The following is a 22629-nucleotide window of genomic DNA, read 5'->3' as shown; positions in this document are numbered from 1 at the left end:
CCGCGCGGCCGGCGTCGTCCCTATCCTGGCGAGGTGGACCCCGCCCCCGCCGTCTGGCGCAGCACCCCTGCCCGCATGCTGTGGGGCGCCGCGCTCGGTGCGGTGACCTGGCCGCTCGACCTCGTGCTGGCGGTGGTCGCGCTGGTTCGCCGCCCGACGCCGCCCGGCCCGGTGGGCACCCTGGTCGCCTGGCACCGCCGTCGCACCGTGCGTTTTCTCGGCTGGTCCGATCCCGGGGCCCCCGCACAGCTCCGCAGCGAAGCAAGGACTGTGTGGGGCAAGGGCCGCGGCGCCGTTCTCACCTCTCCCCGGGCCGCCCGGTATCTCGCGGCGCGGGTGGGCGTGGGCCTGGTCGGCACGTTCGTGCTGGGGCTGCTGGCGTACGGGCTGTTCGCAGTGGTCGCGGCGCTGGCGTCGTGGCTGTTCGACATGCGGCTCACCGTCGACGAGGCCTTCCAGGGCGACGGGCTGTCGACGGCCGACCTGCTCGGGATGCTGCCGGTCGGCGCGATCCTGCTGTACCTGGACCTGATGGGGCTGATCGGCGTGGCCCTGCTGGACCGTTCGGCCGCCGCGCGGTGGCTCGCGCCGAGCCGGAGCGAGCAGCTGGAGGCGGAGGTCGAGTCGCTGACGGTGAGCCGGGCCGATCTGCTGGCGGCCCTGGATGCGGAGCGCGGGCGGATCGAGCGGGACCTGCACGACGGCGTGCAGCAGCGGGCCGTGGCACTGGGGCTGCTGGTGAACCGGGCGCGGCGGGCCGTTGGCGCTTCGTCTTCTGGTTCGTTGTTGCTGGAGCGGGCCGCGCGAGAGGCGGAGCTGCTGGTGACGGACCTGCGGGACGTCGCGTGGCGGGTGCGACCGACGACGCTGGACACACACGGGCTGGCGCCGGTGCTGGCGGAGCTGGTGTCGCGGGCCGAGCCGCCCACGGTGCTGGAGTGGGAGTCGCCCGAGCGGCTGCCGTCGGCGGTGGAGACGACGATCTACTACGTGGTGGCGGAGGCGCTGACGAACGTGGCGAAGCACTCGGGAGCTGGTGAGGCGCGGGTGCGGGTCTCCGTGGGTCGAGCTCGTCGAGACCTCCCGGCCCCGGAGGTCCACGTCACCATCACCGACAACGGCGTCGGCGGTGCCGTGCTCTCGCCCGGCCACGGGCTGGCCGGCCTGGCCGGGCGGGTGGCCGCCGCGGGCGGCACGCTGGCCGTGGACAGCCCGGCCGGCGGGCCGACCCGGATCGAGGTGAACCTCCCGTGCGCGTGATGCTCGCCGAGGACTCCGCGCTGCTCCGCGAGGGCATCCGCAGCCTCCTGACCGACGAGGGCCACGACGTCGTCGCCGCGTACGGCTCCGCGGAGGGACTGCTCTCGCGGCTCGAGGTCGAGCGGCCCGACGTCGTCGTGCTGGACGTGCGCATGCCGCCCACCCACACCGACGAGGGCGTGCGGGCGGCGGTGCAGATCCGGGAGCGGTGGCCGGACGTCGGCATCCTCGTCCTGTCGCAGTACGTGGAGCGCGAGTTCACGCAGGTGCTGCTGGGCGACGACGCGCGCGCCGTCGGCTACCTGCTCAAGGACCGGGTGATGGGCGTGGACGACTTCCTCGACGCGCTGGAGCGGGTGCGCGCCGGAGGGTTGGTGCTGGATCCGGACGTGGTGCGGCAGCTGTTCCGGGACACGTCCCACCCGCTCGGGATGTTGACCGAGCGGGAGCGGGAGGTGCTGGGGCTCATGGCGGAGGGGCGGACCAATGCGGGGATCGCCTCGGTGCTGTTCGTGTCGACGTCGGCGGTGGAGAAGCACTCGAACGCGATCTTCGACAAGCTCGGGCTGCTGGCCGAGGACGGGTACAACCGGCGGGTGCAGGCGATTCTGCGGTATCTGGAGTCGTAGATCTGGGCCGGGCCTACCTTGCACCTCAAAGGAAGTGCTATCGCGCGGATCACGTCAGGCAGTATGCCGCTCCGGTGGCGGCCGCGAAGGGGACGAAGCCGTCGCCCTTACCGGGGCGAGAAACATGACGCCGTGATCCGCTACGACGTTATCCACGTCCGTTCCCAACGGGCGACGTCGTAAAGCTGCTCGACCTCCCACGGCCGCATCGACTCCCTCAACGCGTTCAGCCAATCGGGAATCTCGGCGACGGGGAGCACCACGACATCTCCAGGTACCTTCTCGCCGCGGGAGAAGTTGCTGGCCCCCGCGATGACGACGACTGGCGTGACCGGATGCGGCGTCGGACAGGCTGCATGGAGGATCTTCCTGACCGCCTTGGCTTCCGCTCGGGCCTTGACCACGTGTTTGGTCGGCGTCCGGCCAACTCCCACGACGTGCTCGCCGACCCAGACGTCCTTGCCCTGATGGAACTTCGCGTTGATCGAGAAGATCCCACCGGGGCCGATCAGCAGGTGGTCGACGTCGGTGCCGCGCACGTTCCGCGTGATGCCGTGCAAGAGAAACCAGCCCTTCCTGCCGGCGATGGCCTTGTCCAGCACCCGCCCCACCTCGCGCTCGCCTCGCATGCCCTGACGCCAAGACCAGTCGCCTCCGGTCGAACGTCCGGTCAGTCGCTTGAAGAGGTTCGCCAACGGCGCCTCGCGGAACTTTGTGCGGGCTGTCTGGCGGACGCCGGCACCCGCCTTGTTCGAAGAGAGATCGCGGCCGCGGTCGACTGGTGACAGTGCTGGCGCAGGATCCGGCGAGGCAGGTCTCCACAACGGATTCGGTGCGAGAGTCTCAGGCACGATCGGCGTCATGGCTGGGGCTGACACTGGCGCTTGCAGCGATCGCATCGGCTCCGCTGCTGCCGCTTCATTGCGGACCGCGGCCCGCGCCTTCTTCGCCCGCCGCTTCTCCTGACGGACCTGCCACGCCAGCGCCGTGGATTCGATGGTCGCGAGATACTCGGCAGCCTGCTGGTGTTGGGGATCATCGAGAACCGCCGCCTTGGCTTCGATGTCCCAGTGGCCGATCTGTTCACCATCGACCTTCACGTGCAAGATCGGCGGTCTCTTACCGTAGGCATTCGAGAACCTGGTGGTGATGGTCGGTTCGGCGTGGATCCCCTGGTCATCGGCCATGACCGGAAACTAGCGAGGCAGCGCCCGGCGGTCTATCACTGTGGTGGAGCGACAAGCAGCCGCGCCGCCTGCCCTCGGCTGCGTCCTCGAACCACTGTCCGTAGGAACCCCCGAGTCTCCTCGTCCGTCGAGTAGATCAGCGTGCCGACCATCCCGCGGGTGAGCAGCACCTTGTAAGTGTTCCGGATGAGCCGGTCGAACTGCGCGTCCGTGACGCTTTTCTTCGTCACCTCACTGTCGCGGCTCTCTGCACGCCGCACGAGCCACGCCCCTCGACCGCCGTCGACCGCCTGCCGCCAGACAAGATCAGGACCAAGGATCACGCCGTTCCAGTCGTACTCAAATCCCTGCGCTGTATAGACACAGCCCACCTGGCCGAACCCTGCCGGATCGGTGGCCCACAGGGCAGAGGGCGGCGCTCCGCCCACCGAACGCTCGCTGTCCAGGTTCCACGGACGCTGCCAGGATCCGATCGTGACGTCGAGGACCAGAGAGCCGTCGTCACGCGGTTTGGACCAGGGCCAGCAGAAGCCAGCCGTCATCCGGGTGCTCTTGCCCGTGTCGCGGTACGCCTGCAACCGAGACTCGAGCTCCTCGGGCGAGTCCACGACGTCGACCGCGAAGTTCTCGTCAATGCCCTCCCACGGCTGAGGGCCAGTCTCGATATCGCGCAGACCGAGGAGCCTCTCCACCCACTCGATGTACGCGAGGCTGCCGCCGGAGCGAAACTGGTCGGCCAGATCGATCTGACGTACGTCAAGGCCCTTGGCTTCGGCTGCGGCACGAATGTCGTCAGGCGTTCCCATCTCACCGGGGCGGACCACCTGGTTCTGGTCCAGCAGGAAGACGGGCACGCGCGCGGCGTCGAGCAGCTCGTCAACCTGAGCGCGGGCCTTCTCCCGAAGCGCCTTCGGCGTGTAGCGTTGCACGGACTTCTCGCGGATGCGGTGCGCCTCGTCCAGGATCAGCACCTCAAGGCCGTTGCGCTCGGCCTCCATGAAGTTGTTGAAGTACTTGAACAGCCCTTTTGTCCGCGTGGATCCCTTGCCCGCGATCTTTCGGAGAGTTTGCGTGAAGCTGCGCGATCCCGTCGCGTGAATAGCCGACCGGCCCTCTCGCGCAAGCTCGCCCATGAGCGACAGTGCGATCACCGACTTGCCCGAGCCTGGGCCGCCGGTTACCAGGATGACCGACTTCGAGTCAGCGGACGCTGCCTTCTTCACCTGATGCAGCACCAGGTCGCGTACGGTCTTCTGCTCGTCGAGGAGCACGAACTGCTCCTGATCTCGAATCTCCTTGGCCGCGACCGTCATGAGTTGCTTCGAGGGTGCGGTCTTGGAACGCACGAGCCGGTCCGCGGCACCTGCCCCCGAGGTGTCCTTGGCGAGGAGCGACTGCAGGTGCTCGATGAACTGGCCGCGGCTCTCTCCCGTGAAGAGAGAGCCTGCGCGAGTTCCCTGCTCGCCAACAGGTCACTGACGCCGAAGTCGGTAGCGTTGTGCAGGTAGGCGACACCCTGGAGCTCGTCGGGCGTGTACTCGAACGCGCGGGCAAAGTCGCGCAGATACTGGACGTACCCCGCGACCTGGGTGCTCGGGTGCGACGACAGGTAACGGGCACCGTCGACCTCGACGAGCGCGTCATTGTCCTCCCATAGGTTCGCCTGGCTCCACTGCTTGAGCTCCACGACGACATAAGAGTGCTTCCCTGTCCGTGGATGCACGCCGGCGAGGATCGCGTCGGTCCGCTTCGAGGTCAGCGGGAGCCGATGCTCCAAGAGCACCTCTACCTGTTCAAGACCGGCGTCGCTGAGGTCGCGGGCCAGGGCGGGAAGCGAGTTGCGCCACGAACGACGCTCCCCCGCTCCGACATGAACGCCCTGGCGCGCAAGTTGCTCAGCGAGGTGTGTCTCCACAGCGGAAGAATCTGAATTGAGCGACGACGACAACGAGGCCGCCGAGTAGCGGATGACCGACAAGAACGTCCCCTGAGCAGCACGAATGAACGTGCGGCGGGGACATATCCGCTTGTCGGAACGGAAGTCCGTCGATGCCGCGTGGGCAGGGCGAGTCTATGCAGGTCAGGTGCTGAGGACCGAGCGGCACATGGGTGATTCGCGCAGTCAGAACACCGATTGCGACGGAGGGAACCGATCGTCGTTCCTCGTGATCTTCGCGTGTGCCGCCTGAATCAGATCCACACCGCAGACGTCGGCAAGTTGGATCAGGTAGAGGAAGACATCGGCGAACTCTTCCTCGACCTCGTTCCGGGTGTCGGCGTCGGCCAGCTTCTCGTGCACCTGTTCGTCCGTGAGCCACTGCATCTCGGCAAGAAGCTCGCCAACCTCTCCCGCGAGCGCCATCGCGAGGTTCTTGGGCTTGTGGAACTGGCCCCAGTCCCGCGCGACAGCAAAGTCTCGGAGCCGGTCGCGTAGGGACTCGATCGTGGCGTCGTCGTTCATGGGGTCGATTGTGCCCGGGCTACGCATGGTTGCGTGCTGAACTACGAAGAGCCCCGCGGATCACACGTCGCCACTCGTCGGGATGCACGTCGTGAACGAGACGGACCAGTGGGCTCTGCTCTTTCAGGTCGACTCCTACGACGGCGTCCTGTGGGGCGACGTCGGCGCCTTGCACTGGCTTGCCCGCGCATCCCACCCCACCCCGCCCCGCCCTAGGCTCAACCCGATGCCCAGCCCACCAACCACCCCCGAGCGACCACCCCGGAAAGCCCTCCGGACCCGCCTGGTCGACTCCTCCCTGATCGCCATAGCCGTCGCCCTCGCCCTGACCGCGCTCCAGATCCAGAGCAACGAACCCGACCAGCTCCCCACCTGGCTCCTCACCGCGGACCGCCTCACGGGCCTCCTCGGCTGTGTCGCACTCTGGTGGCGCCGCACGTTCCCGGTACAGATCGCTATCGCCCTCGCCGCCGCAAGCTCGTACTCAGAGACGGTCGGCGGAGCCGCGATCATCGCCCTGTTCACCGTCGCGATTCACCGCTCCACCCGCGCCACGATCGGGGTGTGCGCCATCAGCCTCGCGGCCCTCAGCACCTACCAGCTGCTCTGGCCCGACCAGGTCGCCCCGCCGGTCACCATCTTCACCATCATCGCGCTGGGACACGCCGCCACCGTGGCGTGGGGCCTGTCCGTGCGGAACCGCCGGGCGCTTGTCACGTCGCTGCGTGAACGCGCGGCAGCAGCCGAGGTCGAGGCGCAGCTGCGGGCCGAGCACTCCGAGCGTGAGGCACGTCAGTCCCTCGCGCGGGAGATGCACGACGTGCTGGGTCACCGCCTGTCTCTGCTCAGCGTCCATGCCGGCGCACTGGCCTACGCGCGCACCGCACCGCCCGACGACGTCGCTCAGGCCGCGGAGGTGGTCCGCGCGAACGCGCACCGCGCCCTGCAAGACCTGCGCGAGGTGATCGGGGTGCTCCGGGCTCCGGTAGGAGAGCTGCCGCTGCCGGACGTCGAGGACGTGCTGGGGCTGATCGACGAGGCACGCGAGGCTGGCACGCCGGTCGAGCTGCGCGACGACGCCGGGGTGACGAGCGGCGGACAGGCACTCCCGGACGTGCAGGGCCGCACGCTCTACCGCATGGTCCAGGAGTCCCTGACCAACGCGCGCAAGTACGCCCCGGGCGCGCCGGTCGTCGTCCGGATCACGGGTCGGCCGGGTGACCACGTCGTCGTCGAGGTGGTCAACAGGCCTCCAGCGACAGGAGCACCAGCACCACCGACCAGTTCCGGGACGGGACTGCGGGGTCTGCAGGAGCGTGCCCGGCTCGTGTCCGGGCGGCTCGACCACGGACCGACGGACTCGGGCGGCTGGCAGGTCCGGCTCCGCCTACCCTGGCCGACGTGACTTCCCCCGCCCCGGGCGACGAACCGGCCATCGACGAACCGGCCATCGACGTGCTCATCGCCGACGACGACCCGGTGGTCCGCTTCGGGCTCCGGATGATGCTGAGCGGAGCGCCCGACCTGCGCGTGGTGGCCGAGGCGGGCGACGGCGCGGAAGCCGTGGAGCTGGCCCGGCGCCACCACCCCGACGTCGTGCTGATGGACATCCGGATGCCGGGCACGGACGGGCTCACCGCGACCGAGACGCTGCGCGGCGACTCGCGGGCCCCGCAGGTCATGGTCCTGACCACCTTCGACGCCGACGCCCACGTGCTGCGCGCGCTGCGTGCCGGAGCGGCGGGGTTCCTCCTCAAGGACACCCCGCCCGACGAGCTCGTCGTCGCGATCCGGCACGCGGCACAAGGGCGACCGGTGCTCTCACCCGAGGTGACCCGCCGGCTCATCGCCAAGGTCGCGGAGTCGGACGAGGATGCCCGCCGCGCGACAGCCCGCGAGCGCCTCGGCGTGCTCGGGGAGCGGGAGCGCGAGGTCGCCGTCGAGATCGGGGCCGGTCGGTCCAACGCCGAGATCGCGGCGCGCTACTTCCTGGGCCTGACGACGGTGAAGACTCATGTGTCGTCGATCCTCACCAAGCTCGGCCTGAACAACCGGGTCCAGGTGGCCCTGCTGGTGCAGGAGGCCGGGCTCGGCTCCACCGACCGACCGGAGTGACGAGCCCGGGTCTGGATGCTCCGACTTCGGTTGGTCGGTCCGGACCCTTCGGCCGATGTGCGGGCCTGGTGGTCTTCCTAGGGTCGATCGCATGACTCCAACCCCTCGACCAACCCGCTCACCGCACACCGTTCTCCGGATCGCCGCCGTGCTCGCCGTCGTCGCCCTGGCCGTGACCGGGTGTGCCGGCGGGGCCGGTGCGGCGCTGACGGCGTCGGCGCACGGCACCTCACCGACGACCTCGCCGACGACGAGCCCGGCCGCCGACGCACCAACCCCGGACCCGATCGACTGGAGCGAGTGCGGGCCAGGCCTGGACTGCGCCACCGTCGAGGTCCCGCTGGAGTACACGAATCCCGAGGGTGAACAGATCTCGCTCGCGGTGATGCGTCATCGGGCGACCGATCCCGAACAGCGCATCGGGAGCCTGTTCATCAACGCCGGTGGTCCGGGCGTGCCCGCGTCCGACCTGATCAAGTACATCGACCCAGGCAGCGAGACCAGCACGTTCTCGCCCGACGTCGTGGCGCGCTTCGACGTCGTCGGCATGGACCCACGCGGTGTCGGTGAGTCGGACGCCGTCCGGTGCCTCACCGACGAGCAGCGTGCCGAGCAGGCGGCCGAGGACCGGGACCCGTCGATCCCCGGCGGCAAGCCATTGGGGCGTCTGCTCCAGGATGCCCGGACGTTCACCCAGGGTTGCGTGACGCACCAGGACCGCGCGTTCCTGGCGAGCCTGTCCACCGACAACGTCGCCCGCGACCTCGACCAGGTGCGCGCGGCGATCGGCGAGGAGCAGATCACCTTCTACGGCGCCTCCTACGGCACGGTGGTCGGCCCCATGTACGCCACGCTCTTCCCCGACCGCGTGCGCCAGATGGTGATCGACGCCCCCGTCGACACCGACCTGTGGCAGAACGACCCGCTGCGGCTGCTCGACGAGGTCGCCCGCTCCAACGAGGAGACCCTCGATCTCTGGTTCGAGACCTGCCGCACGGAGGGCGTGGAGGCATGTCCCTTCGGGGACGGCGACCCCGAGGCCGCGTTCGACACCCTGATCGCCGACCTGGAGGCCGAGCCGCTCCAGGTCCCGCCGGCCGAAGGACTCACCCCCGGCGGTGTACTCGACGGAGCCATGGCACTGGAGGCGGTACGTGCCGCGGCCGGTGCCCGCGCGCTCTGGCCCTCCCTCACCACGGGCCTGCTCGACGCCCAGCAGGGCGACGGGACCTTCCTCCACTTCCTGCTCACGCACGTCACGGTCGCGCCGTTCGGTGGTCCGTTCGCCACCCTCCAGGAGCCGCACACCGCCGTCCGCTGCGTCGACTGGCCCGCACTGAGGAACCTGGGCGAGCACCACGCGGCCGCACGCGAGATCACCGCACGCGGCGAGCGTCTGGGCAGCCGGGCCGCGTACAGCGCACTCAACTGCGCGCGCTGGCCGGCCGAGAACAAGGACCGGTTCACCGACGAGCTCACCGGCGCCGGTGCCCCCCCGATCCTGGTGGTCGGCGGGCGGGTGGACAACGTGTCCCCGTACCACTGGGCCGAGGCCATGACCGAGCGGCTGGAGAACGCCGTCCTGCTCACCCGGGAGGGCGTCGGCCACACCTCCTACCGCACCAGTGGGCCCTGCATCGACGACGCGGTCGACGCCGCACTGATCGACGGAGTGCTGCCCGCCGAGGGCACGGTCTGCGACGCCGTGCCGGCGGGGACGACCAGGCAGCCGGCGGCACCAGGGGGCAAGTAGCAGAGCGGCGGGCCGACGTCGAGCGATGGGTCGAGCATTCCCACGCCGGCGTCAGCACCGTCTACGACTGGGGAGAAACCCGCCGCCTTCGGAAAAGAGACCGATCGCGAGGCCTCCACGACGATCCAGCCGGATAGCGTCGGCCGGGACATGAGCAGTCCGGCGGAGGGGATCCGATGAAGGCCGACCACTACGACGAGTTCGGAGCCAGCTACGACGCCGAGAACGCCGGGAGCCTGCTCAACGCCTGGTACGAACGGCCGGCCATGCTCCGCCTCGCGGGCGACGTCCGGGGCCGCAAGATCCTCGACGCGGGCTGCGGCTCCGGACCGCTGTCCGCCGAGCTGCGCGACCGCGGCGCCGACCTGACCGGGTTCGACGGCAGCCCCGCGATGATCGAGCTCGCCCGCCGCAGGCTCGGCGACGACGTCCCGCTGACCGTCGCCGACCTCGCGCAGCCGCTGCCCTACGCGGACGGCACCTTCGACGACGTCGTCTCCTCCCTCGTGCTGCACTACCTCGAGGACTGGCACCCGCCGCTGACGGAGCTGCACCGCGTCCTCAAGCCCGGTGGCCGCCTCATCCTCTCGGTCAACCACCCGCTCGTGCGCCCCTTGCTCTTCCCGGACGAGGGCTACTTCGGTGTGCGGCAGTTCTCGGACGAGTTCGAGTTCGCGGGCCGGCCCGGGACGCTGACGTTCTGGCACCGTCCCCTGCATGCCATGACCGACGCCTTCACCGCCGCGGGCTTCCGCATCACGTCGATCGCCGAACCCCCGCCGTCCCCGGACACTCCGGTCGAGCTCCTCCCGCCACGCATCGCGAGCGGGGAGCGGACCGCCTTCGTGTGCTTCCTCTTCTTCGTCCTCGAGGCCCGGTGAGACCCCGGACACGCAGCGGTGACGACCCGTCGCCATGATGGCTCCGCCGGTACCGTGATCCACGGCGCACCCCGAGCCACCACCGAGCGACGGAGGCACATGCATTCCCATCTCCCCGGACCCGCCCGCCGCACCCCGATCAGCACGTACCGCCTCCAGCTCGGCCCCGACCTGACGTTCGCGGACGCCGAGAAGGTCCTCCCCTATCTCGACACCCTGGGGATCACCGACCTCTACCTCTCGCCCGTGCTGCAGGCCGCGCCCGGTTCCACGCACGGGTACGACGTCGTCGACCACACCCGCATCAGCGACACGATCGGCGGCCGAGAAGGCCTCGAACGGCTCGCCGCGGCGACGCACGCGCGCGGGATGGGCATCGTCGTCGACGTCGTCCCGAACCACATGGCCGTCCCGACCCCGGCCTGGCACAACCGCGCCCTGTGGTCCGTGCTCAAGCACGGGCCGGAGTCCCCGTACGCGAGGTGGTTCGACGTCGAGCTCACCGAGGGCGAGGGCCTGCTCATGCCGGTGCTGGGCGCGCGGATCGGCACGGTGCTCGCCGCGGGTGAGCTCGTCCTGGACCACGTCGTCGTGCCCGGCGACGGCGGGGCCGACACCGAACAGCCCGTCCTGCGCTACTACGACCACCTCTTCCCCGTCCGTCCCGAGACCGAGGACCTGCCGCTGGCCGAGCTGGTGCGCCGCCAGCACTACCGGCTCGCGTACTGGCGTGTCGCGGACGAGGAGCTCAACTACCGCCGCTTCTTCGACGTCGGCACGCTCGCGGGCATCCGCGTGGAGGACGCGGAGGTCTTCGACGCCACGCACGCGCTGCTGCTCGACCTCTTCCACGCCGGCGTGGTCGACGGCTTCCGCATCGATCACCCCGACGGGCTGGCGGACCCCCGGGGCTACCTGCGCCGTCTCCATGAGGCGACCGGCGGGGCGTGGGTGGCGGCCGAGAAGATCCTCGAGGTGGACGAGGCGCTGCCCGACGACTGGCCCGTCGCGGGGACCACGGGCTACGACACGGCATGGCGGCTGCACGCCCTGCAGGTCGACGACGACGGCGCCGCCCCGCTCGCCGGCCTCATGCACGAGGTGACCGGTGAGCAGACCACCCTCGACGAGGTGGTCGAGGAGGCCAAGCGGCAGATCGTCGAGACGTCGCTGCACGCGGAGATCCACCTCCTGACCACGATGCTCGCCGACATCTGCCGCGAGGACGTGCGGCTGCGCGACCACACCTTCCGGTCCCTCCAGGACTGCGTCGTCGAGCTCGTCGTCGCGTTCGGCCGGTACCGCGCCTACGTCGTGCCCGGGGAGGCGGCGCCGCCCGAGGCCGAACGTGTCGTGCACGAGGCGGCCGACGTCGCCCGCTCGCGCCTCGACCCGGACCGGCACGACACGCTGGACCTCGTCGTCGACCTGGTGCTCGGGCGGGAGGCCGGCTCCGCGGGCCGCCAGGGCGAGGATCGGCGGGCGGAGCTCGTCGTCCGGTTCCCGCAGGTGTGCGGCGCCGTCATGGCCAAGGGCGTCGAGGACACCGCGTACTACCGCTGGACCCACCTGGTGAGCCTGTGCGAGGTGGGCGGGGCGCCGGACCGCTTCGGCGTCGGGCCCGACGAGTTCCACGAGCACGCGCGACGCACCGCCGAGTCGTGGCCCGCGACCATGACGGCCGGCTCGACGCACGACACCAAGCGCGGCGAGGACGTGCGCTCCCGCATCGGGACCATCGCCGCGCACCCCGAGGAATGGGCCACGCTCGTGCGCCACCTGCGCGAGGCCACGGCCGGCCTGCGCCCCGCCGACCTCGACGGCCGTACCGAGAACCTCCTGTGGCAGACGCTCGCCGGCACCTGGACCGAGGCCGGGCCCATCGAGCCCGAGCGTCTGACCGCCTACCTGGTCAAGGCGTCGCGCGAGCAGAAGGCGTGGACCACCTGGACCGCGCCCGACGAGGCCCGCGAGGAAGGCCTGGTGCGCTACGCGACCGCCCTGCTCGAACACCCCGAGGTCGTCGCCGGGTTCGGCGACTGGGTCGAGCAGGTGGCGCCCACCGTCCGGCGCTCGGTGCTCGCGACCAAGCTGCTCCAGCTCACCGTGCCCGGCGTCGCCGACGTCTACCAGGGCACCGAGGTCACGGGAATCTCGCTGGTCGATCCCGACAACCGGCGACCCGTCGACCTGGATTCGCTCGCCACGACGCTCGCCGTGCTGGACGCCGGCCAGGCGCCGTCGGGTCTCGCCGAGGAGAAGCTGGCCGTGACGGCCACGGCGCTCCGCGTTCGCCGGCAGCACCCCGGCGCGTTCGTCGGCGAGGACGCGGGCTACGAGCCGTTGCCCGTGACCACGGGCCGCGCCGTGGGCTTCGTCCGGCGAGACGCCGCGGGGCCGCGTGTCGCCGTCGTCGCGACGCGGCTCGGTGACGGGCCGGGCCTCCCGGACGCGTCCGTCGTCCTGCCCGAACCCCTGCCGGGCGAGGCGTGGCGGTCGGTGCTCACGGGCTCTCCCGCCGAGGCCGATGCCGGCGTGACGCGCCTCAGCGACCTCCTGGGCTCCTGGCCCGTCGCCCTGCTCGTGGCGGAGCCTGCCCGGCCGGCCAAAACCGCCGCGCCCACCGGGCCGACGGACGAGGCGACCGCATGACCGCGCCCCTCCGCGTCTGGGCGCCGCGCGCGTCCCGCGTCGACCTCGTGCTCCCGGCGACCGGCTCCACAGAGCCCCTGACCGTCGACGACGACGGCTGGTGGCGCACCGAACACCCTCTCCCGCCCGGCACCGACTACGCGTTCTCGCTCGACGGCGGCCCGCCGCGCCCCGACCCGCGCAGCCCCTGGCAGCCCGCCGGCGTGCACGGCCCGTCGCGCACGTTCGACGCCGCCGCGCACGCGTGGACCGACGCCGCCTGGCCCGGCCAGGAGGTGCTCGGCGCCGTCACCTACGAGCTCCACGTCGGCACGTTCACGCCGGCCGGCACGCTCGACGCCGCCGTCGAGCGCCTCGACCACCTCGTCGACCTGGGCGTCGACGTCGTCGAGCTCATGCCGCTGGCCGGGTTCGGCGGGCACCACGGCTGGGGCTACGACGGCGTCGCCCTCTGGGCGGTGCACGAGCCGTACGGCGGCCCGGCCGCGCTGCAGCGCTTCGTCGACGCCGCGCACGCTCGCGGGCTCGCGGTCTGTCTCGACGTCGTCGACAACCACCTGGGCCCGTCGGGCAACTACCTCGCCGAGTTCGGCCCCTACTTCACCGACCGGCACCACACACCCTGGGGCGCGGCCGTGAACCTCGACGCCGACGGCGCCGCCGAGGTACGCGCCTTCATCATCGACAAGGCGCTGCGCTGGTTCCGCGACTTCCACATCGACGCGCTGCGCCTCGACGCCGTCCACGCGCTCGCCGACGACTCGCCCCGGCACCTGCTCGCCGAGCTGTCCGACGCCGTCGCGGCGCTCGCCGCAGAGGTCGGGCGGCCGCTCTCGCTGGTGGCCGAGTCCGACGCCAACGACCCCCGCACCGTCACACCGACCGGTGAGGTCTTTCAGGACCGTGCCGGGTACGGCATAACCGCTCAGTGGGCCGACGACGTCCACCACGCCCTGCACGCCCTCCTCACCGGAGAACGGCACGGCTACTACGTCGACTTCGGCGCGCCCGAGACGCTCGCCAAGGCCCTCACCGAGATCTTCGTGCACGACGGCGGCTGGTCCACCTTCCGCGACAAGCCCTGGGGCGCCCCGGTGCCGCCCGACCTGGACGGACGCCGCTTCGTCGTCTGCTCGCAGAACCACGACCAGGTGGGCAACCGGGCGCTCGGCGACCGGCCGTCCCGCGTGCTGACGCCGGGCGGGCTCGCGGTCAGCGCCGCCGTCGTGCTGCTCGGGCCGTTCACTCCCCTGCTGTTCATGGGCGAGGAGTGGGGCGCGACCACGCCGTTCCTGTACTTCTCGGACCACGAGGAACCGGAGCTCGGGGAGGCGGTCTCGCGCGGCCGGGCGGCGGAGTTCGGCGGCCATGGCTGGGCCGAGCTGTACGGGACCGACGTCGAGGTGCCCGACCCGCAGGCACGCTCGACCTTTGAGAGCTCTCGGCTGGACTGGGCGGAGGCCTCTTCCGACGGCGGACGCCGGATGCTCGACCTCTACCGGGCACTGATCCGGCTCCGGCGCACCGAGCCGGCGATCGCGTCCGGGGACCGACGGGCCACGACGGTGCGGGTCGAGGACGGGGCCGTTGTGCTGACACGCGGCGCCGTCGACGGCGGTGACCGCATCGACGTCGTGCTGGCGCTGGACGAGGGGCCGGTATCAGTCGTGGTCTCGCACGACGATGAGACGCCGACGCTCGTGCTCGACTCCGGCGTGGTGCTCGGGGGCGTCCCGGCAGGGGTGGAGAGCGGGCCAGGCTCGACGACCGTGACCGTGGAAGGACCGGGCGTCGTAGTGCTGGCGGCGGGTCAGAAACGCTCGCAGCTCAATAGCGCGCCTCACACCCAGCCATGAAGTGGGCTCTCTTCAGCGCCCCATGTCCCGTACCCACGCAGCGATCACGGCCAGGTCCGCGGCAGTGACCCCGACTGCCGAGTCCACCTTGTGCAGCAGCGCTGCCCCCGGGTGCTCGGCCTCGACCCACGCCCGGTCCGCCTGCCCGATCACGTCGTCGATCCACACGAACGGCCGCCCGTCAGCGATGCGAACGAGGGTTTTCGTCTTCCACTGCAGGTCGTCGTCCCCGATGTCGCCGGCGTACACGGGCAGGTCAGCCACCGGCAGCCGTGGCAGACCGAGCAGCGGCCCGATCACCTCGTTGGCGTCGTCCATCCATGCCGTCGCCCACACCAGGTGGCAGTCCAGCCCAGCCAGCAGCGGGCCGAGCGTCCTGTCGACCCACCCCAGATAGGGGTTCGTCGACGCCGTCCACACGTCCGGCGAGCCCGGGACCGCCGGCATGCCGGAACCACCGAACGGCAGGAGCGTTCCGTCGACGTCGAGGAACAGGATCGGGCGCGATGCTCCTGTCATCCCGGCACGATAGCGGGGGTACGCATTGCCGTCACGACCTTTCCCCGTGGAGTCTGTTGCGCAGCGATTCGGTCCGGCCGAAGAACTTTTGTGGTCGTATTCGTAGCGGGTGAGTACTCTCGCAGCGTCGTTGTCGTTGCTGCTCAGGGGTGGGGTAAGGATGAGGCCGTCTGATTGGTCGCCGGTGGGGTTGGATGCTGATCCGACGCCGGGTGATCCGGTGCTGGTGCTCTCGGGTGGGCAGGAGTATCTGGAGGTCGCGTCCTCGATCGACAACGCCGCGTCGTCGATGTCGCGGTTGGATGTGGACGGCACGGTCTCGCAGGCGGTGGACGCGTTGATGGCGACGAAGGAAGACACCGTCGGCGAGATCCGTAAGGCGCACGGCCGGTACGTCGCCGCCGGCGAGGCCCTGGTCGGGTACGCCTCCTCCCTGGAACGGGTGCAGTCCGAGACGCTGACCGCGTTGGACCAGGCCCGTGATGCGCAGGACCAGGTCCAGGCGGCATCCGGGTCCAAGGACCGGTGGCAGGACCTGGCCGACAGCGCGAAGGACGAGACGGAGAAGCGCGAGTACGAGCAGAAGGCCGACCAGGCCGGTGGTGAAGCCGACCAGGCGGCGGGGGTCATCTCGTCCGCGAAGTCGACGATCGAGTCCGCGGTCTCCGACCGGAACCGGGCGGCCGAGCATGCGATCGACCGGATCGAGGAGATCACGTCCTCGGATGATCTCAATGATGGGTGGTGGGACAACTGGGGGTCCAAGCTTGTCGCCGCGATCGCGGACATCGCCGACATGATCTCCACCATCGCGGGGATCCTCGCGATCATCGTCGCGTTCATCCCCGTCGTCGGTACCGCCCTGGCCGGGGTGTTGATCGTGATAGCGGCGGTGGCGGCGATCGTCAATGCGGTCGCGAACATCACGCTCGCGGCCACGGGTGAGCGGTCGTGGGCGGAGGCGGGGCTCGCGATCGCGGGTGCTGCACTGTCGCTGATCGGTCTGGGTGCGGCGGCGAAGGCTGCGACCGGGGTGGCCAAGGGGATCAGCAAGGGCGCGGTCAAGCAGGGCCTGAAGTCCGGTAAGTCGTGCAAGTTCGGGTTCGGTAAGTGCTTCGTCGCGGGCACGCTGATCCATACCCCGGACGGTCCGCGGCCGATCGAGGAGATCCGGATCGGGGACAAGGTCTGGGCCCACGACCTGGCCACCGGCCGCGACGAGCTGCAGCTGGTCACCGAGACATTCGTGCGCACCACCGACGAGCTGTTCCACCTGACCATCAACGGGTCCGTGGTCTCCACCACGGCCGAGCACCCGTTCATGGTCCAGGGCCGCGGCTGGCTGGACGCCGCGTTCCTGAATGTCGGTGACCTGCTGGTCACCCCGGACGGCACCACCGTCCCGGTCCAGGCCATCGAGACCGCACAGCGCACCGAGGCCGATGCGGAGACGGTCTACAACTTCCACGTCGAGACCCACTCCAACTACTACATCTACGCCGGCAACACACCGATCCTCGTCCACAACTCCGGGCACGAGGCCGAGGCACTCGGCCTCTCACGCGAGGAACGGGTCGCCAGGATTGTCGGCGGCAAGCTCGCGAAGAACGCGAAAGGCCAGGACATCAAGGTGTCTGTCGATGGTGTCGGGTCGACAGGTCTCGACGTCCTCGGCCCGAACGGTGAGTACATCTTCGTCGGCGGACCCGCGAAAGCGAAGAACCCGGCAGCGTTCGGCCAGAAGTTGCAGATCAGCAAGGCGGCCGCTGACCGTGACGGTGTCGATGCGTTGTACTACCTGGAAGACGGAACGCCCTCGAGCGCTATCGACCAGGCCAAGAAGTGGTTCGGCGACGGCTACGTGCACAGCTTTCCCAAGGAGTGACAATGTCTGACGGATTCATGATCTGGTTCCTTCGTGGAGAACCCACCGAACGCGTCGTCGACCACCTGGCGGCCACTGGCGCGACCCTGGCCTATCCGATCGGCGAAGGCCAGGTCAGCGTTATTGATCTCGAGGGAACTCGGGAGATCATTTCCAGCGAGTGCTTCGTACCGCTGCTGGAAGACAACGACTCTCCGTCATTGACCTTCCAGATGTGGTACTCGAAGTCGGAGGACATGGTCGTCACGGTCCGTCGCAACCTCACTGAGACCTCGTCGGGCACCGCGTTCTATTCTGTGACCTGTTATCTGGACGGTCTTGAGTTCCACCAGGTCGAGTCTGCGATATCCGGTGCTGATCAGCTCGCGAGTGCTTCATCGGACGAGGTCATTGGAATAGTGATCGACAAGCGCGGCAGCACAGAGGACTTCGATTGGGATGCGTTCATCGCCGATCCCAGCACCACTCCGCCTGCTCCCGAGCGCCTGGTCGTCCGACGGGACGCCATCGAACATCACGCCGCGGATCACGCCGCATGGTCGTTGGGCAACCCCACCGCGGAACTGGCCACACATATCGACGTCCAGACAGGGCTAGGCAGATGAGCGCATATGGCAGCCATCACGAAAATCGACGGATCGGAACTGGCAGCCCTGCTCCACTGGTCTGACGAGGTTTCCAGGCGATTACCACCTGCGTCGTGGCCCCCGGCCGATGCCGAGGACGAGCCATCACTGGTCGCCACACTTGGCTTTGCGTGGGAGTCCTACCAGTGGTGCGGATTGGGAACGTGGTTTGCACCGAGCGCCGCACCACAGCCGCCGGCTGGTCTTTCCGACCGCTATGGAGACCTTCAGCGCGACCTCATCGCCGAAGGGATCTGACGAATCCTCGAGGACTCAAGGTACGCAGTGAATGGAACACGCTGAATCCGCGCTCGGCTAGGTTGCACGAGTTCCTCACGGCAACACGGGAGGCCCGTGGTGCCGGCTCGTGCCTCGGGCTCGTGGCGCCAGATGCCTCGCCCCGGGCCTGGTATGCAGCATCAACGGCCATGATGCAGCGTGGCCTGTTCGCTTTCGAAGAACTCGGCGGCGTTGATCGCGAAGAGGCAGATCGGTCAGCAGCGCTCACCTATCTGGCCGCTGGTCCTGCCGGTGGCTACGCCAGCCTGATTCCGTTGGACCACCATCCGTGGGGCGGATACGTCGTTGTCGGCGACCAAACGCTCCTTTCCAATCTGGCTGGGTTGTTGCCCGACTCCCTGCCGAGCCTGGCCGAAGTCACGTGGGAGGACACCGTCAACCAAGCGGGCAGACTGGCACTGTGACTCCAGGGCCTTACCGCGGTACAACGGAATGATTGAGGGCGCCTACCCGATCCTGGAGAAACCCTGATGGCCTTTCGCGTCGCGTACGAGTCCAGCGGCCTCGGGAACAGTGGCCACTCGTTCGACCTGACCTATGACTACGAATGCCTTGTCATCGAGCTCTCTGCCAGGTCCTCGCAGAGGCTGAAGGCGCACGGTTTACCCTGAGCGGTTTCGGCCGTGAACCCTGGCCGATGAGCGTCGACTACGACATGTCGGTGTTCCTGGAGCAACTGTCGGACCTGCTCGATAACCTTGAGTCAGGTGACCTCTCTAGGCTCGACATGTACTCGCAGGGCACCGAAGCCAAGCTCGAGTTCTCGCCCGACAGTGACGAACTGACGATCACGTGCTCATCCCGAACCGCGTGGGTACCCGATCCGGCGACCGAGCGCATTGGCCATGGTCCCTGCTCCAGATGCTCAGAAAGCCCGCAGCAGACTTCGCGCTCGGAGCGCGAACAGTCGACCCGGCCCTCGCTGGCATCGAGCCGTTCGAGCAGTGGCTCACCTGGGCAGACACCGGAGCGGAGCGAAAGCACTGAGCCCTCGACCCGCGCACCCGACGCCCTTCCCCAGGGCCGTTCATCGAGATGCTCCTCACCTGACCGCCGGACAGGTAGCGCGAGCCGACGGCACCGCCGCCACCGGGACAGGTCAAATTCACCCGGCAATCAACAGAAAGCCGGGTCCGGTTCACGCGTGATCGCCAGAGTGGCGACCTGCCGGCCATACAGGTCGGCGACGCTACAGCGAGGAGATCCCTGTGAATCCGGTGTCTGGATCACGCACCCGACGTTCGGCGCGGTGGGGCGTCGGCGCACTCGTCGTCACTCTCTCCGGCGCTCTGCTGGCACCGGTGGCCAGCAGCGCCGCACCCGCAGACGGCACGTCTCACGGAGCGACGTCGGCCGCCGCCGACCGGAACGAGACCGACTGGAACGAGACCGCCTACCGTGGCGGCGTCGATGTCGTCGAGGGATCCAGCGCGGACCGAGCGACCGTCACGGGCACCGTCTTCGTGGACCGGAACCGTAGCTCGACGCGGGACCGGAACGAGCGCGGGCTGGCCGGCGTCTCGGTGTCCAACGGCCGCGTGGTGACCACCACCGACAGCAAGGGCCGCTACGAGCTGCCGGTCGAGGCCAACATGACAGTCTTCGTCACGCAGCCCCGCGGCTACCAGGTGCCGGTCGACGACGACAACGTCGCCCAGTTCCACTACCACCACCTGCCCGCCGGTTCCCCCGAGCTGCGCTACGGCGGCCTGGAGCCCACCGGCCCGGTGCCGGACGAGCTGAACTTTCCGCTCACCGCGAGCACGGAGACGCGCTCGCCCGAGCAGCACTGCGCGATCGGCGCCGACGTGCAGACCTACAACACGAAGGAGGCCGAGTACGCCAGGGCGGGCGCGTTCGCGGACCTGGCCGAGCGGAGCGACTACACCGGCTGCGGCGTCCTGTTCCTCGGCGACGTGGTGGGCGACGACCTGTCGCTGTTCGACGAGACGAGGGACCTGACGCAGACCCTCAACGGTCCGGCCCGGTTCCTGCCCGGCAACCATGACCTCGACTTCGACTCCCCCGCGCGGGACCACAACTTCGACACGTTCCGCGCCCAGCTCGGCCCGGAGTACTTCTCCTACGACGTCGGCAAGGCCCACGTCGTGGCGCTGAGCACCATCGAGTACCCCGGCACCACGAGCCGGTACACCTACGGCCTCGGCGAGCGCCAGCTGGAGTGGCTACGCAACGACATCGCGGCCGTGCCCGAGGACCGCGCCATCGTGCTGGCCGGGCACAGCCCGCTGCTGGAGTTCTGGTACAGCGACTCGCACCGCACCAAGCAGCTGCAGGAGATCTACGACATCCTCGAGGGCCGGGAGGTCATCTCCCTCGGCGGGCACACCCACATGTCGGAGAACCTGCGCGAAGGTGACCTGATGGCGGGGTGGAAGGACCTGGTGGGCGAGGACGGGCTCCCGTTCACCCATCTGACCGTCGGGGCGGTCTCGGGTCACTGGTATGCGGGGCGGCAGCTCGATGCCGGCTACCCCACCGCCGTCCAGCGGGACGGGACGCCTCCCGGGGTGCTGACGCTGGACATCAAGAACACGAGGATCACCGAGCGGTACACCGTCCGCGGCGACGACGGCTCCCAGCAGCTGGCGCTCGGGCTCAACACCCCCCGGTACCGGGACTGGTTCGCCGCGAACAGGAGCAACGTCGGGTCCGCGCCGGAGCTGGCCGAGCCGCTCTCCGTGTCCAGGGACGAGCTTGCCGGTACCTGGCTCACCACCAACTTCTGGATGGGTTCCACCGGGTCGACGGTGCAGGTGCGGGTCGACGGCGGCGGGCCCGTGGAGGCCACGCGTACCCAGCAGCTGCAGGGCGAGGGCGTGCGGATCGGCGCCGAGTGGTCCGACCCGGCGGCCAACCTGGAGACGCTGCCCCACGGCGGCGGGCTCGTGGAGCGGACGTCGCACCTGTGGCGCCTGGAGCTGCCTGCCGACCTCGCCGTCGGTGAGCACACCGCCGAGGTGACCGCCACGGACGTGCACGGCCGGCAGTTCACCGAGTCGTTGACCTTCGAGGTCACCGAGTGACGGTCGCTCGCCGGTCCTAGCGGTTGCAGTGCCGACGCCCCCTGGCCATCCCGGCCAGGGGGCGTCGTCGTTCGTGTGGCTCATGATGCCCCGGCCGCGCGGCCAGGGATGCCCCTTGACAGGCCAACGACGATCCAGGCATCATCACCATATGGTTATGAAACTAGGTGGTTATGAGCACCGCGACCGCTGAGCGCCTCGACGCCACCTTCGCCGCCCTCGCCGACCCGACGCGCCGCGCCATCGTCGCCCGGCTCGCCGCGGGTGACGCGACGGTCACCGAGCTGGCCGCGCCGTTCGCCATCAGCCAGCCCGCCATCTCGAAGCACCTGAAGGTGCTCGAGCGAGCAGGCCTGGTCACCCGGACCCGGGAGGCACAGCGCCGACCGTGCCGCCTCGAGGCAGCGCCCCTGCGCGACGCCACCGCGTGGCTCGCGAACTACCGCGACTACTGGGGTGAGAGCTATGCGCAGCTCGACGCCCTGCTCGCCGACCTCACGGCCGACGACAAGGCCACCCCTCCCCCACCGGACGGCGCCTCATGAGCACCGACCAGCGCCTGCACGTCACCGCACCGGGCGACCGGGAGATCGTGATGTCGCGGACCTTCGACGCTCCCGCCCATCTCGTCTTCGACGCGCTGACCACACCGGACCTGCTGGCCCGCTGGTACGGCGCCCGGGGTTGGCGCCTCGTCGCCTGCTCGGTCGACCTGCGCGTCGGCGGGCGTTGGCGGTTCGTCTCCCACGGCCCGGACGACGCCGAGATGGCCCAGTCCGGGACGTACCGCGAGGTCGAGCGGCCGTCCCGGCTCGTCTACACCGAGGCCTTCGACGACCAGTCGTACCCCGGCGAGACCCTGATCGCGCACGACCTCACCGAGCTGGCTGCCACCACGACGCTGACCAGCACCTTGCGATACGCCACTCCGGAAGCGCGCGAGATCGTGCTCCGCTACCCCATGACCCGAGGAGTCGGTCAGGCGTACGACCGGCTCGACGCAGTCCTTGCCGGACTCGCCCACCCCCAGAAGGAGCACCCATGAAGTGGACACTCGAAGTCGTCATCGTGCCCGTCTCCGATGTCGACCGCGCCAAGGCCTTCTACAGCGACAAGGTCGGCTTCGACGTCGACCACGACACGAAGATCGGCGAGGGCCAACGCATCGTGCAGCTGACCCCGCCTGGATCGGGATGCTCGGTCGTCATCGGCGAAGGAGTGGTATCCCCGATGCCCCCCGGATCGCTCAAGGGCCTGCAGCTCGTGGTCAACGACGTCGCGAAGGCTCAGGCCGAGCTGGCCGAACGGGGAGTGGACGTGACTGACGTCCAGGTTCTCGGCGAGAACCCCACGCCCACGCCGGAGCCGCTCGACAACGTGGGGTTCTGCTTCTTCAACGACCCTGACGGCAACTCCTGGGCGGTCCAGCAGATCTCCTCCCGCTCCTGACGAGAGGCC

At 69.6% G+C, this 22629-nt stretch carries 21 protein-coding genes; 16 read left to right on the top strand and 5 right to left on the bottom strand.

Going from position 1 to position 22629, the window contains the following annotated elements; genetic code table 11:
• Positions 1 to 33: 33 nt before the first annotated feature.
• Together LUM46_RS02865 and LUM46_RS02860 are read left to right on the top strand one after the other, a co-directional pair.
• The gene (locus tag LUM46_RS02865) at positions 34 to 1260 is read left to right on the top strand and encodes a sensor histidine kinase (protein WP_274992176.1); all 1227 of its coding nucleotides are present in this window, start codon (positions 34 to 36) and stop codon (positions 1258 to 1260) included.
• Positions 1251 to 1889 (top strand): response regulator transcription factor, encoded by a 639-nt coding sequence (locus LUM46_RS02860; RefSeq protein ID WP_274992175.1) that lies wholly within the window; start codon positions 1251 to 1253, stop codon positions 1887 to 1889. Before LUM46_RS02865 ends, LUM46_RS02860 begins: the two co-directional genes overlap by 10 nt.
• 140 nt (positions 1890 to 2029) lie before the next feature.
• On the opposite strand, the gene LUM46_RS02855 is transcribed toward LUM46_RS02860, so the two are convergent.
• The 4 genes from LUM46_RS02855 to LUM46_RS02840 all read right to left on the bottom strand — a co-directional run bounded on the left by LUM46_RS02855 (position 2030) and on the right by LUM46_RS02840 (position 5537).
• Complete coding sequence (locus LUM46_RS02855; protein WP_274992173.1) at positions 2030 to 3076, bottom strand: nuclease-related domain-containing protein; 1047 nt, start codon at positions 3074 to 3076, stop codon at positions 2030 to 2032.
• Positions 3077 to 3111: 35 nt separating this feature from the next.
• Positions 3112 to 4422, bottom strand: a complete 1311-nt coding sequence (locus tag LUM46_RS02850; protein WP_274992172.1) for a DUF2075 domain-containing protein — start codon at positions 4420 to 4422, stop codon at positions 3112 to 3114.
• The gene (locus LUM46_RS02845) at positions 4386 to 4991 is read right to left on the bottom strand and encodes a hypothetical protein (RefSeq protein WP_274992171.1); all 606 of its coding nucleotides are present in this window, start codon (positions 4989 to 4991) and stop codon (positions 4386 to 4388) included. Before LUM46_RS02845 ends, LUM46_RS02850 begins: the two co-directional genes overlap by 37 nt.
• A gap of 207 nt (positions 4992 to 5198) precedes the next feature.
• On the bottom strand, positions 5199 to 5537 hold the full coding sequence (locus tag LUM46_RS02840; protein WP_274992170.1) for a nucleotide pyrophosphohydrolase: 339 nt from the start codon (positions 5535 to 5537) through the stop codon (positions 5199 to 5201).
• A gap of 91 nt (positions 5538 to 5628) precedes the next feature.
• On the opposite strand from LUM46_RS02840, the gene LUM46_RS02835 reads away from it, so the two are divergent.
• From LUM46_RS02835 to treZ, 6 genes are all read left to right on the top strand, one after another.
• Positions 5629 to 6942 (top strand): sensor histidine kinase, encoded by a 1314-nt coding sequence (locus LUM46_RS02835; RefSeq protein ID WP_274992169.1) that lies wholly within the window; start codon positions 5629 to 5631, stop codon positions 6940 to 6942.
• Complete coding sequence (locus LUM46_RS02830) at positions 6939 to 7652, top strand: response regulator (protein WP_274992168.1); 714 nt, start codon at positions 6939 to 6941, stop codon at positions 7650 to 7652. The genes LUM46_RS02835 and LUM46_RS02830 overlap by 4 nt, the downstream gene beginning before the upstream one ends.
• 91 nt (positions 7653 to 7743) lie before the next feature.
• On the top strand, positions 7744 to 9405 hold the full coding sequence (locus tag LUM46_RS02825; RefSeq protein ID WP_274992167.1) for an alpha/beta hydrolase: 1662 nt from the start codon (positions 7744 to 7746) through the stop codon (positions 9403 to 9405).
• Between the two features lie 176 nt (positions 9406 to 9581).
• Positions 9582 to 10286, top strand: a complete 705-nt coding sequence (locus tag LUM46_RS02820; RefSeq protein ID WP_274992166.1) for a class I SAM-dependent methyltransferase — start codon at positions 9582 to 9584, stop codon at positions 10284 to 10286.
• Positions 10287 to 10385: 99 nt separating this feature from the next.
• Positions 10386 to 12938, top strand: coding sequence for a malto-oligosyltrehalose synthase (treY, locus tag LUM46_RS02815; RefSeq protein ID WP_274992165.1), 2553 nt, complete (start codon positions 10386 to 10388; stop codon positions 12936 to 12938).
• Complete coding sequence (treZ, locus tag LUM46_RS02810; RefSeq protein ID WP_274992164.1) at positions 12935 to 14794, top strand: malto-oligosyltrehalose trehalohydrolase; 1860 nt, start codon at positions 12935 to 12937, stop codon at positions 14792 to 14794. The genes treY and treZ overlap by 4 nt, the downstream gene beginning before the upstream one ends.
• A gap of 12 nt (positions 14795 to 14806) precedes the next feature.
• On the opposite strand, the gene LUM46_RS02805 is transcribed toward treZ, so the two are convergent.
• A complete protein-coding gene (locus LUM46_RS02805) occupies positions 14807 to 15313 on the bottom strand; it encodes an HAD domain-containing protein (RefSeq protein WP_274992163.1) in 507 nt (168 codons plus the stop codon).
• Positions 15314 to 15473: 160 nt separating this feature from the next.
• Between LUM46_RS02805 and LUM46_RS02800 the strand changes: the two genes are divergently transcribed.
• The 8 genes from LUM46_RS02800 (at position 15474) to LUM46_RS02765 (ending at position 22620) form a co-directional block, all read left to right on the top strand.
• On the top strand, positions 15474 to 17198 hold the full coding sequence (locus tag LUM46_RS02800) for a polymorphic toxin-type HINT domain-containing protein (RefSeq protein ID WP_274992162.1): 1725 nt from the start codon (positions 15474 to 15476) through the stop codon (positions 17196 to 17198).
• 2 nt (positions 17199 to 17200) lie between these two features.
• A complete protein-coding gene (locus LUM46_RS02795) occupies positions 17201 to 17803 on the top strand; it encodes a hypothetical protein (protein ID WP_274992161.1) in 603 nt (200 codons plus the stop codon).
• Positions 17804 to 17809: 6 nt separating this feature from the next.
• The gene (locus LUM46_RS02790; protein ID WP_274992160.1) at positions 17810 to 18082 is read left to right on the top strand and encodes a hypothetical protein; all 273 of its coding nucleotides are present in this window, start codon (positions 17810 to 17812) and stop codon (positions 18080 to 18082) included.
• A 170-nt stretch (positions 18083 to 18252) separates the two neighbouring features.
• The gene (locus LUM46_RS02785) at positions 18253 to 18528 is read left to right on the top strand and encodes a hypothetical protein (RefSeq protein ID WP_274992159.1); all 276 of its coding nucleotides are present in this window, start codon (positions 18253 to 18255) and stop codon (positions 18526 to 18528) included.
• Between the two features lie 804 nt (positions 18529 to 19332).
• Entirely contained in the window at positions 19333 to 21171 is a 1839-nt protein-coding gene (locus tag LUM46_RS02780) for a calcineurin-like phosphoesterase family protein (RefSeq protein ID WP_274992158.1), read from the top strand.
• A gap of 173 nt (positions 21172 to 21344) precedes the next feature.
• Complete coding sequence (locus LUM46_RS02775) at positions 21345 to 21716, top strand: ArsR/SmtB family transcription factor (protein WP_274992156.1); 372 nt, start codon at positions 21345 to 21347, stop codon at positions 21714 to 21716.
• Positions 21713 to 22216 carry an SRPBCC domain-containing protein gene (locus LUM46_RS02770; protein WP_274992155.1) on the top strand — a complete coding sequence of 168 codons (504 nt, stop codon included), beginning with the start codon at positions 21713 to 21715 and terminating at the stop codon, positions 22214 to 22216. Before LUM46_RS02775 ends, LUM46_RS02770 begins: the two co-directional genes overlap by 4 nt.
• Complete coding sequence (locus tag LUM46_RS02765) at positions 22213 to 22620, top strand: VOC family protein (RefSeq protein ID WP_274992153.1); 408 nt, start codon at positions 22213 to 22215, stop codon at positions 22618 to 22620. The genes LUM46_RS02770 and LUM46_RS02765 overlap by 4 nt, the downstream gene beginning before the upstream one ends.
• Positions 22621 to 22629 lie beyond the last annotated feature (9 nt).

The organism is Promicromonospora iranensis, from assembly GCF_028994805.1.
GTDB classification, from domain to species: domain Bacteria; phylum Actinomycetota; class Actinomycetes; order Actinomycetales; family Cellulomonadaceae; genus Promicromonospora; species Promicromonospora iranensis.
The sequence above is the reverse complement of the archived record's forward strand: the minus strand, read 5'-3'. Positions and strand labels throughout refer to the sequence as shown.

Coding starts and splice junctions, on each gene's coding strand:
- LUM46_RS02820 (WP_274992166.1), top strand. CDS start 9,582: ATGAAGGCCGACCACTACGACGAGTTCGGAGCCAGCTACGACGCCGAG.
- LUM46_RS02775 (WP_274992156.1), top strand. CDS start 21,345: ATGAGCACCGCGACCGCTGAGCGCCTCGACGCCACCTTCGCCGCCCTC.
- LUM46_RS02795 (WP_274992161.1), top strand. CDS start 17,201: ATGTCTGACGGATTCATGATCTGGTTCCTTCGTGGAGAACCCACCGAA.
- LUM46_RS02790 (WP_274992160.1), top strand. CDS start 17,810: ATGGCAGCCATCACGAAAATCGACGGATCGGAACTGGCAGCCCTGCTC.
- LUM46_RS02800 (WP_274992162.1), top strand. CDS start 15,474: ATGAGGCCGTCTGATTGGTCGCCGGTGGGGTTGGATGCTGATCCGACG.
- LUM46_RS02765 (WP_274992153.1), top strand. CDS start 22,213: ATGAAGTGGACACTCGAAGTCGTCATCGTGCCCGTCTCCGATGTCGAC.
- LUM46_RS02840 (WP_274992170.1), bottom strand. CDS start 5,537: ATGAACGACGACGCCACGATCGAGTCCCTACGCGACCGGCTCCGAGAC.
- LUM46_RS02825 (WP_274992167.1), top strand. CDS start 7,744: ATGACTCCAACCCCTCGACCAACCCGCTCACCGCACACCGTTCTCCGG.
- LUM46_RS02770 (WP_274992155.1), top strand. CDS start 21,713: ATGAGCACCGACCAGCGCCTGCACGTCACCGCACCGGGCGACCGGGAG.
- LUM46_RS02785 (WP_274992159.1), top strand. CDS start 18,253: ATGATGCAGCGTGGCCTGTTCGCTTTCGAAGAACTCGGCGGCGTTGAT.
- LUM46_RS02805 (WP_274992163.1), bottom strand. CDS start 15,313: ATGACAGGAGCATCGCGCCCGATCCTGTTCCTCGACGTCGACGGAACG.
- treZ (WP_274992164.1), top strand. CDS start 12,935: ATGACCGCGCCCCTCCGCGTCTGGGCGCCGCGCGCGTCCCGCGTCGAC.
- LUM46_RS02855 (WP_274992173.1), bottom strand. CDS start 3,076: ATGGCCGATGACCAGGGGATCCACGCCGAACCGACCATCACCACCAGG.
- treY (WP_274992165.1), top strand. CDS start 10,386: ATGCATTCCCATCTCCCCGGACCCGCCCGCCGCACCCCGATCAGCACG.